Genomic DNA, 13,129 nt, shown 5'->3' on the forward strand with positions numbered 1-13,129 from the left:
GGATTCGACAATAAGGTAATCGAAGACAAGGTCGTTATAGTATGCCATTGAGAACATTTGAATTATTAATAGAGCAAGCACAACAACAAGAACATCAAGCCAGCCTTGCGCTTAATCAAGCACAACTTGAACAACAAAATTATTTACAGCAATTAGCCAAAATCGAACAGTACCGATTAGATTATTGTCGTCAACTTTCAGAACGTGGACAACAAGGGTTAACTGCGAGTCAATATAGCCATTTACAAAAATGCTTAACCCAACTTGATACCACATTAGAGAAGCAAAAACAGGCGGGTGGCTACTTTGCTAATCAAATTGAACAATGCCGCCAGCACTGGCAAGCCATGCAGCAAAAAAAACGCGGGATTGAATGGTTATTGGAAAAAAAACAGCGTGAACGACAGCTTTTTTTGGATAAACAAGAACAAAAAATGATGGATGAATTTGTGACATTACAATTTGCGCGGCGTCAACAACGCTAGAATTAAAAAACTGGTTTGCTTTTTGCATTAGGATAGACATTAGCTTTGAATGAAACGTTTTTTTGACGCTTTAATCAAACAGTTATTCATTTATTTGTCGTCTGTTGCGACACGTATTAAAAGAGTTACTATGAATCTATTTAATGTGTCATCTGCATCATCGGCAAAACCCGTCGCTGTCGGCTCGGTTTCTAGCACACCATCTGAAATGGTAACGTTGAGTAATGGTGAGTTTTCAGAACAATATCAGCAAGCGATTGATGAAACACCTACTTTACAGACTATTGAGAGTAAAACTAATCCTGCAGCAACAAATGTTCCTGACACTATTGATGTAGATACTGAAGCGTTAGCTGATGATTCTACAATAGATGATGTAGCAATAGATAAATCGTTGATGAGTGCTGATGGCAGCGTAATCGCGATTGATGATGCAGTAGAGTTAATTACGGCTGGTAATGTGTTTTTACAGCAGCTAATGCAATCTAATCAGCAGCTTAATTCTTCATATAAAACAGCAACGAATAGCGATGATGCGAGTGGCAATGGCTTGCCATCTTCTGCAATCCCCACCATCGATGCTGTGGTGACTGAGGATGTATTATTATCAGCTCAACCGACAATCAAAACTATAGATGGAAGTGCTGCGTTTATCATGCCTGCAACGGCAGGATCAGCGACAACAACTGCGATATTAACGTCATCGGCGACAAAAGTGACTGATAATGCTGATGGACAAAAATCTGACGCAGATGGTGACGTAAATCTCATTACTAATGATAGTGTCAATAATTCGCCACTATTAACGTCTGCACGACCTTTATCTGCGACAACATCCAATTCGGAGATGTTAATTAACCCATCTATGGTTGATAGTTCTCTTTTATTGAATGATGACAATCGATCATCTCATCAAGGTATTAATAGTAATGCTCAGGGTGACTCGTTGGCTCAACAGCTGGCGGGATTAACGCCAACATCAACAACATCAATGCTGAAACCTGAGCAGCCTCTCATTACTCAATCTCTTCAATCACCTTTAGTCCTTACGCGTGAACAAGCTGGCGAAGAGGTTCATGAGCGAATTAATATGATGATGGCGAAGAATCTTAAATATGTCGATATTCGGTTAGATCCACCTGAACTTGGCAAACTTCACATTAAATTGAGTATTAACCAAGATCAAGCCTCGGTGCAATTTACGGTGAATAACCATCAAACGCGCGACATTATTGAACAAGCGATGCCACGGTTAAGAGAAATGCTACAACAGCAAGGGCTGCAATTAGCTCAAAGTTCAGTACAGCAAGACAATAGTCAGCAATCATCAGGCCATCAAAGTAATAATTCAACGCATTCCCAGTCACACTCAGGACAGTCACCTTCTTTGAGAGTCATGTCTGAGGATGGATCATCCCTAACAGAGAGTGATCCCAGTGATTTACCCATCAGTATGCTCGTAACAAAACACAAAGACCAAGTTGATTATTACGCTTAGCGTTTTTGGTCATATTAATAGTACACGTTTAATCAATAAGGAAAAACATGCAGCAATGTCATGTGGTAATAAAAACCGTAATAAATAGTGAGCAGGATAAATGATGGTGGTTGGAAATAGAAAAAAGATCGTTATTAGCATGGTGATTCTATTAGTTATTGCGGCGATTGGCGGTGGAATTTGGCTTTTTTCTTTAGCGTCGACAGAGGTTAAAGCTGCTGAGGTTTCCTCAACCCAAACACCATTAAAAATGTCGGCTTATTACATCGTATTATCTGAGCCTTTTATTTTTAATGTTAGTGGTAAAGAACGAGATCGAGTGGTTCAAATAAAAGTACAACTGATGGTTCGAGGTGAAAAAAATGAAGCATTAGCCAAAAAACACGTGCCATTAGTTGAAAGTGTGTTGTTGCAGATTTTTGCGGCAACTACGGTTGAGCAATTACGCCAACCACAAGGACGTGAACAGTTACGTCAGCAGGCATTGACTGCAATACAAGCAACAATGAATAAGATGACGAATATGCCTGTGGTTGAACGGGTGTTATTTACTGGCTTTGTAATGCAATAGGTGCCCTGTGAGTGATTTATTAACCCAAGATGAAATTGATGCATTGTTACATGGTGTGGATGAACCTGAAGATGATGCGAATGATGACGATCAAGGTTCAGGTATAACAGCTTTTGATTTCTCTTCGCAAGATCGGATTGTTCGTGGACGAATGCCGACCCTTGAATTGATCAATGAACGTTTTGCCCGTCATATGCGGATCAGTTTATTTAATATGCTACGTAAGACGGCTGAAGTATCGATCAATGGCGTGCAAATGATCAAATTTGGTGAGTATCAAAACACGCTTTATGTGCCGACAAGTTTAAATATGGTGCGCTTTAGGCCGCTAAAAGGGACGGCATTGATTACCATGGAAGCACGATTAGTGTTTATTTTGGTCGAGAACTTTTTTGGTGGTGATGGCCGTTTTCACGCCAAAATTGAAGGCCGTGAATTTACTCCGACTGAGCGCCGTATTGTCCAGATGCTGTTGAAACTGGTATTTGAAGATTACCGTGAAGCATGGTCGCCAGTGATGTCGGTTGAGTTTGAATATATCGATTCTGAAGTTAATCCGACCATGGCTAATATTGTTAGCCCAACAGAAGTCATTGTAGTGAGTTCATTTCACATTGAGATCGATGGCGGCGGTGGCGATTTTCATGTGGTGATGCCGTATTCAATGGTTGAGCCAATTCGTGAATTACTCGATGCGGGTGTGCAAAGCGACAAGATGGATACTGATGTTCGTTGGAGTCATGCTTTGCGTGATGAGATCATGGATGTGCCAGTAAATCTACGGGCAAAATTATTAGATATTGATATTTCACTACGCGATTTAATGGAGTTGCAAACGGGCGATGTCATTCCAATTACCATGCCTGAAACTGCAACTATTTTCGTTGAAGATTTACCGACTTATCGCGCCAAAATGGGGCGTAGTGGCGATAATGTTGCACTTAAAATTACCGATAAATTGAAACGTCCAGAAATAGTAAAAACCGACTTGGCTTTTTTAGATCGCGACCTTATTAGAGATGAATAGCGATAAGAATACCCATAAACCTAATCATTAGGAGGAATAATAATGTCTCAAACTGATCAACAAATGGCTGATGACTGGGCTACCGCCCTTGCTGAGCAACAAGATAACGTTCAACCAGCACCACTGGAAGAGTTAACCGATGATACTTCACCTATCTCTGATGATGAACGCCGTAAACTGGATACCATCATGGATATTCCGGTTACTATTTCAATGGAGGTGGGTCGTACTCAAATTAGCATTCGTAACTTACTACAACTTAATCAAGGTTCAGTGGTAGAGCTTGATCGTATTGCCGGTGAGTCATTGGATGTGATGGTTAATGGTACTTTAATTGCTCACGGTGAAGTGGTGGTGGTTAATGATAAATTTGGTATTCGTTTAACCGACGTGATTAGCCAAACCGAACGCATTAAAAAATTACGTTAAGAGTGAATAATGGATCAGTCAGTTGCATTAGGGCAAGCGCCCGATCTTAATTTAGCCACTACTTTAGCGTCACTGGTATTGGTCATTGTCATTATACTATTTTTGGCATGGGTGCTAAAAAAAATGCGCTTAGTGGGTGTGCATAGTAATGATAATCGACTCACTATTGTGAAGCAGTTAACTCTCGGACAACGGGAACGAATTGCATTGATTCAGGTGGGTGATGAACAACTATTAGTCGGTATTACCCAGCATAATATTTCGTTGCTGAGTAAGCTTGAACAACCTTTAATCATGGATGATGTGCCAGCCAAGGATTTTGCTTCTCAGCTGAGCCGATTGATGACCACTAATGATAAAAAATAGCCCTTCAATGTATTTAAAAATAGCATTATTACTGTTGTTGACCAGCAGTTGGATCATAACAACACCCGTTTGGGCGACAGAAAGTGTTACTCAAGCTGCAATGGCAGCGGAAAGTAGTACCGCCCATTTAATTACGGGAACAGGCCATGGTGGTATTCCCGCATTATCGGTCACCATGAATCCTGATGGTAGTGAAGACTACTCAATTACATTGCAAATATTAGCGTTAATGACTGCATTGGGGTTTTTGCCTGCGGTGGTGATTTTAATGACGTCATTTACTCGTATTGTGGTGGTGATGTCGATTTTGCGTCAAGCGATGGGATTACAACAAACACCGTCAAATCAGGTCATTATTGGCATCGCGATGTTTTTGACTTTCTTTGTGATGTCACCGGTTATCGATAAAATTAATACTGATGCAGTCCAGCCTTATATTAATGAGCAGATCAGCGCCCAGCAAGCATTAACTAAAGCTGAAGCCCCGATGCGACAATTTATGTTAAAACAAACGCGGGTTAAAGATCTGGAAACGTTTGTCAATATTTCAGGTTCAACCGCCACAGATCCACAAACTGTTCCTATTACGGTGTTAGTGCCAGCATTTATTACCTCGGAACTTAAGACTGCATTTCAGATTGGTTTTATGTTGTTTTTACCCTTTTTAATTATTGATTTAGTGGTGGCATCGGTATTAATGGCAATGGGTATGATGATGTTGTCACCTATGATTGTATCGTTACCGTTTAAGTTAATGTTGTTTGTTTTAGTCGATGGCTGGAATTTGATTCTTTCTACGTTAGCGGCCAGTTTTTGAGTCTTATAAAGATAGCTGAAATGGTAAGGATAAACAGAAGATGACTCCAGAAGCCTTTGTCGGTATTTTTCAAGAAGCATTGTTCATGGTCTTGATTATGGTGTGCGTGATTGTTATTCCCGGCTTATTAATCGGTTTAGTGGTGGCAGTATTCCAAGCGGCAACCTCGATTAACGAACAGACCTTGAGTTTTTTACCTCGCTTAATTGTGACGTTATTAGCGTTGATGTTTTTTGGTCATATGATGACACGGATGTTGATGGATTATTTTTTTCGTATCATCGATCAAATTCCACAACTATTGTACTAATTGTATTGATAGCAGCACGTCACCGTGTTTGTTTCGTGAGTAACAACCGTTTATGCACTATACCTCCAGCGTGTTATTAGAGTGGATTGCCAATTATTTTTGGCCGTTTACTCGTATCTCTTCAATGATGATGGCAATGACCTTTTTTGGAGCGCGCTTTGTGTCACCTAAAATTCGTCTATACCTTGCATTAGCGATTACTTTTACCGTAATGCCAATGTTACCTAAGGTACCGACCGATATTGAATTGTTCTCTTTGGCTGGGTTTATTATTACTACCCAACAAATCATGATTGGGGTAGCGATGGGGTTGGTAACGCAGTTTATTACACAAACTTTTGTGTTATTAGGACAAATTCTCGGTATGCAGTCGAGTTTAGGCTTTGCCTCTATGGTCGATCCTGCTAATGGTCAAAATACGCCAGTACTGGGGCAATTTTATATGTTTCTGGCAATATTATTGTTTTTGGCTACCGATGGTCATTTAGCCATGCTCAATGTGGTGGTGATGAGTTTTACTACTTTTCCCATCGGAAACAGTATGTTGGTTGCAGCAGACTATTATCAATTAGCGGGTTGGTTTGGACATATATTTAAAGCTGGGGTTGATATGGCACTGGCTGGCGTTATTGCATTATTGACCGTTAACCTTTCATTTGGCGTGATGACCCGTGCTGCGCCACAGTTAAATATTTTCTCGTTAGGTTTTTCATTTGCGTTGTTACTTGGATTAGCAATAAGTTGGTTTATTGTGCTGGGGATCGTGCCGCAATATGAAGCGATCTGGCAAACAGGATTAGATCAAGTGTGTCGTTTAGTTAGGCTTGATTGTTAAAGAGAATCCTCTGTTTTATAGCGGTTTATTTCGCTGTTTATTTCTTCTGAAATTTACCATGGACGAACTATCATGTCGGATGCTGACGGTCAAGAACGTACCGAAGACGCCACCGCGCGAAAACGTGAGCAGGCGCGAGAAAAAGGTCAAGTACCGCGCTCAAGAGAATTAGCCTCCGTAGCAGTATTGGTTTCCGGTGCTGTGGGTTTAATGTGGTTCGGTGAAGGTTTAGGGACGGCATTAGGCAAGGTTATGAGTAGAATGTTTACTCTAAGCCGTGAAGAAGTCTTTGATGTGCATTTATTGTTAACAGTGATTTCTAATGCAGTATGGCAGGTGTTTTTACCATTAGTGATTATTTTGGTGTTTTTATTTACTGCCGCTTTGATCGGGGCAGTTGGTTTAGGTGGAGTACGTTTTTCTTCTGAAGCCGCGATGCCTAAATTATCAAAAATGAATCCAATGAGCGGCCTTAAACGCATGTTTGGTAGTCAAAGTTGGGTTGAATTAATTAAATCAGTGCTTAAAGTTGGCTTAGTAGCCAGTGTGGCAGGTTATTTAATTTATTCGAGTTTAGATGATTTTTTTCAGCTCAGTATAGAAATATTTCCGTCTAATTACTTCCATGCCTTGGATATTCTGCTGAATTTTATTTTATTAATTTGTTGTTCGTTGCTGGTGGTAGTGGCGATTGATGTACCTTATCAAATTTGGCATTTTAGTGATCAATTAAAAATGACCAAGCAAGAAATTAAAGATGAATATAAAGACTCAGAAGGTAAACCTGAAGTAAAAGGTCGTATTCGAATGCTACAGCGTGAAATGGCACAACGACGGATGATGGCAGATGTCCCTCAGGCAGATGTTGTGATCACTAACCCTGAACACTTTTCAGTGGCATTGCGTTATGATCCTAAATCAGATGCTGCACCAATAGTGATCGCAAAAGGTGGTGATCATTTAGCACTCAAAATTCGTGAAATTGCCAATAAACACAATATTGATATTGTGCCAGCTGCACCATTAGCACGTGCGATTTATTACACTACCGAATTAGATCAGCAAGTGCCTGATGGGTTGTTTGTTGCAGTAGCGCAAGTGCTTGCTTACGTTTTTCAATTAAAAGCCTATCGACGTGGTAAAGGACAAAAGCCAATATTGTCAGCTGCTGCCACGGATATCCCCGAAGAATTACGTCATTAATAAAAATAGAGCTGAACACTAACAGTCTAAATTTACTGTCAAAATAATGGCAGAATTATGCGGCATGATAATTGCTTAAGCTAATGTCTTTGTGATGAGTTATAGATTAACGTCAATCTGTAACTTTCACGTTCATGCCAATAATCGTGATGTAATAAAAATAGAATGAAGCTTTCAATTCCTTTTGCTGCACGCTTACCGTTAGCGCGTTTACAGAATATGCCTGCAATGGGCGCTCCGGTGATGGTGTTAGCCACCTTGGCGATGATTATTCTGCCAATGCCGCCATTATTATTGGATATGACATTTACCTTTAATATTGCGTTGTCATTAGTGGTGTTGTTAGTGACTGTTTACACCCGTCGCCCCCTCGATTTTGCCGCTTTCCCGACCGTATTACTTATCGCAACCTTATTACGTTTAGCTCTCAACGTAGCTTCTACTCGTGTGGTGTTATTACATGGTCATGAAGGATCTGATGCTGCAGGACAGGTTATTGATGCTTTTGGTTCGGTGGTGATTGGTGGTAATTATGCCGTCGGTTTGGTGGTATTTCTTATTCTAATGATCATTAACTTTATGGTTGTTACTAAAGGTGCGGGGCGTATTTCAGAAGTTAGTGCTCGCTTTACTCTTGATGCTTTACCCGGTAAACAAATGGCAATTGATGCTGATTTAAATGCAGGTTTGATTGATCAAGATCAAGCACGTACACGTCGTTTTGAGGTGACAAAAGAAGCGGATTTTTATGGCTCGATGGACGGTGCATCTAAGTTTGTTAAAGGGGATGCAATAGCGGGTATTTTGATTTTATTTATTAATATTATAGGTGGATTAATCATTGGTATGAGCCAGCATGGCTTGGCCTTTATGGAAGCGATAGAAATATATAGCCTGCTTACTATTGGCGATGGCTTGGTCGCACAGATCCCATCATTATTGTTGTCGATTGGTGCGGCAATGCTGGTAACTCGTCAAAATACTGACGAAGACATGGGCCAGCAGATGTATTTCCAAATGTTTAATAATCCTCAAGCATTGATTATTACTGGGGTTATTTTATTTGTCATGGGGATTGTTCCTGGCATGCCCCATGTGCCGTTTCTATTTTTGGCCGCTATTATTGGTGGCGCGGCGTATTGGCGCTACAAAAAAGATCAGATCGCAGCGTTAGTTGAAAAAGAACCACCCACGCATGATATGGCGATGATTCAACCGATGAAAGAGTTGTCATGGGATGATGTTCAGCCTGTCGATACGATTGGACTTGAAGTCGGTTATCGGTTGATTTCGATGGTTGATAAAGACCAAGGCGGTGAGTTGTTAGAGCGCGTTAAAGGGGTACGTAAAAAACTGTCTCAAGATTTTGGTTTCCTCATTCCACCGGTACATATTCGCGATAATTTAGAACTCCCGCCTAATAGCTACCGTATCAGCCTTATGGGTGTCACCTGTGGTGAAGCTAATATTCACCCCAATATGGATTTAGCCATTAATCCTGGTCAAGTATTTGGCAATATTGATGGTGAACGCACGCTTGATCCCGCGTTTGGTTTGGAAGCGGTATGGATTCAAGTCTCACAACGTGAACATGCACAAGCTTTAGGTTACACCGTGGTGGATTCTGCCACTGTGCTAGCTACCCATTTAAGTCAATTACTTACCAATCATGCGGCACAATTGTTGGGTCATGAAGAAGTTCAAAATCTACTTGAAATGCTAGGTCAATCAACCCCTAAATTGGTTGATGGTTTTGTACCAGAACAATTGCCTCTTGGGGCGGTGGTGAAAGTGATGCAGAACTTACTTAACGAAGCTATTCCATTACGAGATATTCGAACCATTGTTCAAACTTTGTCTGAGTACTCAACCAAGAGTCAAGATCCTGACATTTTAACCGCAGCAGCTCGTATCGGATTAAAACGTTTAATTTGTCAAGAAATCAATGGAATAGAAGTAGAATTACCCGTCATTACTTTAGTTCCTGAGTTGGAACAGATATTGCATCAAACGATGCAGTCTGCGGGGGGCGAGTCGTCAGGTATTGAACCTGGGCTAGCCGAACGTTTACAGAATTCACTGACAGAAGCGACTCAGCAACAAGAATTAAAAGGTGAACCTGCGGTGTTATTAACTTCCGGTGTATTACGTTCTACCTTGGCAAAATTTGTCAAAAATACCATTCCGACTTTGAGAGTACTTTCTTATCAAGAAGTGCCCGATGAAAAGCAAATTCGAATTGTTAATGCTGTAGGTCATTAATAATGTTGAAAGTGAACACTAATTTAAGCACTTGCTGATAGGGAATTAAGTTTGAAAATTAAACGATTTTTTGCCAAGGATATGAGATCTGCACTTAGCGAAGTCAAAGAAGAGCTCGGCCCCGATGCGGTGATTATGTCAAATAAAAAAGTGTCTGGTGGAGTTGAGATTGTTGCCGCGGTCGATCCTGAACCTCATCCATCAAATATTAAAAATAACCATGTAGCACGTGATGAATTAGAACAAGGTTTAGGTCAAGCTCGACGCAAACTTGCCGATGATAAAGTTAATGTTAGCCCTTTAGTATCGAAGCAGTTTGCCAGTGTATTACAAAATTATGCAGCGACAACAAATGTACCCGATGAGATGGCATCAGTTGATTCATTAACGGCATTGTTGCAACGCCAATCTAAGCATCAAAATCAACAGCAATCACAACCTAACCATACGAATGATGGTGATCGAGGGCAAGCGCGTCAGCATGATTATCATAATGATAATCATGACCAACAGCGTCAGCAACTGACCGCTGAGCGTCAAAGCTTATCGTCACCGTCGAAATCTGCACGCCGTTATGATGATCACCCTCAAGATCTCAATATTGGTGACTATACCCGCCCATCATCAAAACACTATGAACGAGAAGCGTCAGTTGGTCGTAAGCCCCGTTTAGACCCGAGTCGCTATGAAGCCAAAGGGACGAGAAAAGACGATGAATTAGAGGGTATGCGTGCCGAAATTATCTCTATTCGACGTTTATTAGAGCATCAATTATCGGGACTAATGTGGCAAGAAGTTGAACGCCAAGAACCGATGCGAGCAATGATGATTAAACGGCTTAAGACGATGGGTTTATCTGATCAATTGGCCGATCAATTTGCGTGCTATATATCTGAAGATTTGCCGATTAATGAAGCATGGCCAGCCTTGCTAGATTTATTAGCCGATCAATTGATCACCACTGATGACTGTATTTTAGAAGTGGGTGGTGTTGTGGCGCTACTTGGACCGACCGGAGTGGGAAAAACCACCACGATAGCAAAACTGGCTGCACGTGCTGCTATGGAATTTGGACCACATCAAATTGCGTTAGTTACCACCGATAATTATCGTATTGGTGCCCATGAACAACTGGCCACTTATGGTCGAATTATGGGATGTCCAGTAAGAGTTGCTAAAGATGCACAGGAACTGGCCGATATACTTCATCAGTTACGTCATCGTCGATTAGTGCTGCTTGATACCGCAGGCATGGGTCAACGGGATATTCGTCTATCTGAACAATTAGATACATTAATGCAAAATAGCGGCGCTAAGATCCGCAGTTATTTAGTTATGCCAGCGACATCACAACGGCGAGTACTTCAAGAAACGCTTGAGCATTTTCGCCGTATTCCATTATCAGGTTGTGTATTAACCAAGCTTGATGAATCGTTAAGCTTAGGGGAAATCATTGGGGTTGCTATTCAAAATGCGTTACCCATTGCTTATTTAGCTGATGGCCAACGGGTTCCTGAAGACTTAAAAGTAGCGACCGGGAATTATCTCGTTTCGCGCGCCAATGAGTTGTTAGAGTTAGAACTGTCACAGCAATCTCATGTCTGGTCTAGTGATAGCCCCGATAATAATGAGGCCGATTTTTATGACTGAGAACATTATGTACGATCAAGCGAGTGGTTTGCGTCGAATGACCCAATTAACATCGACGAAAGTCATTACGGTTACTGGCGGTAAAGGAGGCGTGGGAAAAACCAATATCACTCTTAATATGGCTATTTCAATGGCTCGTCAGGGTAAGCGAGTGATGGTACTTGATGCTGATCTTGGACTGGCGAATGTTGATGTGATGCTTGGTTTACGTGCGGGACGAAATTTGTCGCACGTACTGGCTGGGATATGTGAACTTGAAGATATTATTATCGAAGGTCCTTATGGCGTAAAAATTATCCCTTCAGCTTCTGGTACGCAAAATATGGCGGAATTAACCCCAGCTCAACATGTGGGTTTGATTCGAGCTTTTAGTAATTTACAGCATGAACTTGATTTTTTTATTGTTGATACCGCAGCCGGTATTTCTGACATGGTGCTGAGTTTTGCGCGTGCTGCTCAAGACGTTGTTATTGTGGTTTGTGATGAACCGACCTCGATCACAGATGCATATGCATTAATGAAAATTCTGAGTCGTGAGTATGATATTCAACGATTTAAGATTGTTGCCAATATGGTTCGTAGTTATCGTGAAGGGCGTGATTTATTCATTAAGTTAACCCGAGTAACCGAACGTTTTCTTGATGCCAACCTTGAGCTAGCGGCATGTATACCACTTGATGATAATGTTCGCCAAGCGGTTAAGCGTCAAAAACTCGTGGTTGAGGCATTTCCACATAGCCCTGCGGCATTAGCATTAAATTCACTCGCATCAAAAGCGATGACATGGCCACTACCTCATCATCCTGGTGGGCATTTGGAGTTTTTTGTTGAACGATTGTTAGTGCATAAACCACGAGCCATGGAGGCTTTTATTCGTGAATAAAACGTTAACGTATAGCCGTTATCAACCAAGTCCACAGGCGTTTATTGAACGTTATTCGACATTGGTTAAACGGATAGCTCATCATTTAATGGCACGGTTGCCACCCAGTGTCTTGGTCGAAGATTTGATTCAATCAGGCATGATCGGTTTGTTAGAAGCGCACCAAAATTATGATCCGACTAAAGGTGCGAGTTTTGAAACCTTTGCTGGGATCCGTATTCGTGGCGCGATGTTAGACGATATTCGACGTGGCGATTGGGTTCCGCGGTCTGTATATAAAAATAATCGTCGAATTAGTGATGCTATTTCAAAACTTGAACATAGCCTTGGACGAGATCCAACAGATATTGAAATATCACAGTTTCTTGAAATGCCGTTAGATCAATATCATCAGGCATTAAATGATGTTAATTGTGGTCGCATTGTTGGGATCGCTGATCTTGCTGGTGGTGAAGAAACGATGATGCATGCAGATGACATCAATCAAAATACGCCATTTCAAGATGTTGTTGATGATAGTTTTCGTCACAGTTTAGCGGCAGCGATTAAAACATTACCCGAGCGAGAAGCGTTGGTGTTATCACTGTATTACGACGAAGAAATGAATTTAAAGGAAATTGGTGCTGTTATTGGTGTGAGTGAATCGCGTATTTGTCAGATTCATAGTCAAGCAATGCAACGTTTGCGGGCTAAGTTAAAGGTTTGGGCTGCATAATTTCGATAATAGTAACAAAACAATTATTTTATAACTAAGAACAACACAGGTTTCGCTGTGGAGGTGATTTTGAATACT

14 protein-coding genes are annotated in these 13,129 nt (G+C 41.1%); all 14 read left to right on the forward strand.

Annotated features, from left to right (window positions below; translation table 11 throughout):
• Nucleotides 1–41: 41 nt before the first annotated feature.
• Nucleotides 42–485, forward strand: a complete 444-nt coding sequence (gene fliJ / locus GLP24_RS02470) for a flagellar export protein FliJ (RefSeq protein ID WP_232615478.1) — start codon at nucleotides 42–44, stop codon at nucleotides 483–485.
• 130 nt (nucleotides 486–615) lie between these two features.
• Complete coding sequence (locus GLP24_RS02475) at nucleotides 616–1,983, forward strand: flagellar hook-length control protein FliK (protein WP_232615479.1); 1,368 nt, start codon at nucleotides 616–618, stop codon at nucleotides 1,981–1,983.
• Nucleotides 1,984–2,086: 103 nt separating this feature from the next.
• Nucleotides 2,087–2,554, forward strand: coding sequence for a flagellar basal body-associated protein FliL (gene fliL, locus GLP24_RS02480; RefSeq protein WP_232615528.1), 468 nt, complete (start codon nucleotides 2,087–2,089; stop codon nucleotides 2,552–2,554).
• A gap of 7 nt (nucleotides 2,555–2,561) precedes the next feature.
• Nucleotides 2,562–3,581 (forward strand): flagellar motor switch protein FliM, encoded by a 1,020-nt coding sequence (gene fliM / locus GLP24_RS02485; protein WP_101767272.1) that lies wholly within the window; start codon nucleotides 2,562–2,564, stop codon nucleotides 3,579–3,581.
• 42 nt (nucleotides 3,582–3,623) lie between these two features.
• The gene (fliN, locus tag GLP24_RS02490; RefSeq protein WP_101767271.1) at nucleotides 3,624–4,010 is read left to right on the forward strand and encodes a flagellar motor switch protein FliN; all 387 of its coding nucleotides are present in this window, start codon (nucleotides 3,624–3,626) and stop codon (nucleotides 4,008–4,010) included.
• A gap of 9 nt (nucleotides 4,011–4,019) precedes the next feature.
• On the forward strand, nucleotides 4,020–4,376 hold the full coding sequence (gene fliO / locus GLP24_RS02495; protein WP_101767270.1) for a flagellar biosynthetic protein FliO: 357 nt from the start codon (nucleotides 4,020–4,022) through the stop codon (nucleotides 4,374–4,376).
• Complete coding sequence (gene fliP, locus GLP24_RS02500) at nucleotides 4,363–5,193, forward strand: flagellar type III secretion system pore protein FliP (RefSeq protein ID WP_101767269.1); 831 nt, start codon at nucleotides 4,363–4,365, stop codon at nucleotides 5,191–5,193. The genes fliO and fliP overlap by 14 nt, the downstream gene beginning before the upstream one ends.
• A 40-nt stretch (nucleotides 5,194–5,233) precedes the next feature.
• A complete protein-coding gene (gene fliQ, locus GLP24_RS02505; protein WP_101767268.1) occupies nucleotides 5,234–5,503 on the forward strand; it encodes a flagellar biosynthesis protein FliQ in 270 nt (89 codons plus the stop codon).
• A 52-nt stretch (nucleotides 5,504–5,555) separates the two neighbouring features.
• A complete protein-coding gene (gene fliR / locus GLP24_RS02510) occupies nucleotides 5,556–6,338 on the forward strand; it encodes a flagellar biosynthetic protein FliR (protein WP_101767267.1) in 783 nt (260 codons plus the stop codon).
• Between the two features lie 72 nt (nucleotides 6,339–6,410).
• Nucleotides 6,411–7,541 carry a flagellar biosynthesis protein FlhB gene (flhB, locus tag GLP24_RS02515; protein ID WP_232600740.1) on the forward strand — a complete coding sequence of 377 codons (1,131 nt, stop codon included), beginning with the start codon at nucleotides 6,411–6,413 and terminating at the stop codon, nucleotides 7,539–7,541.
• Between the two features lie 165 nt (nucleotides 7,542–7,706).
• Complete coding sequence (gene flhA, locus GLP24_RS02520) at nucleotides 7,707–9,803, forward strand: flagellar biosynthesis protein FlhA (protein WP_232615480.1); 2,097 nt, start codon at nucleotides 7,707–7,709, stop codon at nucleotides 9,801–9,803.
• 51 nt (nucleotides 9,804–9,854) lie between these two features.
• Nucleotides 9,855–11,453, forward strand: a complete 1,599-nt coding sequence (flhF, locus tag GLP24_RS02525; RefSeq protein WP_232615481.1) for a flagellar biosynthesis protein FlhF — start codon at nucleotides 9,855–9,857, stop codon at nucleotides 11,451–11,453.
• Complete coding sequence (locus tag GLP24_RS02530; protein ID WP_232615482.1) at nucleotides 11,446–12,336, forward strand: MinD/ParA family protein; 891 nt, start codon at nucleotides 11,446–11,448, stop codon at nucleotides 12,334–12,336. Before flhF ends, GLP24_RS02530 begins: the two co-directional genes overlap by 8 nt.
• Nucleotides 12,329–13,051, forward strand: coding sequence for an RNA polymerase sigma factor FliA (locus GLP24_RS02535; protein WP_232614179.1), 723 nt, complete (start codon nucleotides 12,329–12,331; stop codon nucleotides 13,049–13,051). Before GLP24_RS02530 ends, GLP24_RS02535 begins: the two co-directional genes overlap by 8 nt.
• Nucleotides 13,052–13,129: the final 78 nt, after the last annotated feature.

This window comes from Photobacterium carnosum (genome assembly GCF_021236965.1).
Classification (GTDB): domain Bacteria; phylum Pseudomonadota; class Gammaproteobacteria; order Enterobacterales; family Vibrionaceae; genus Photobacterium; species Photobacterium carnosum.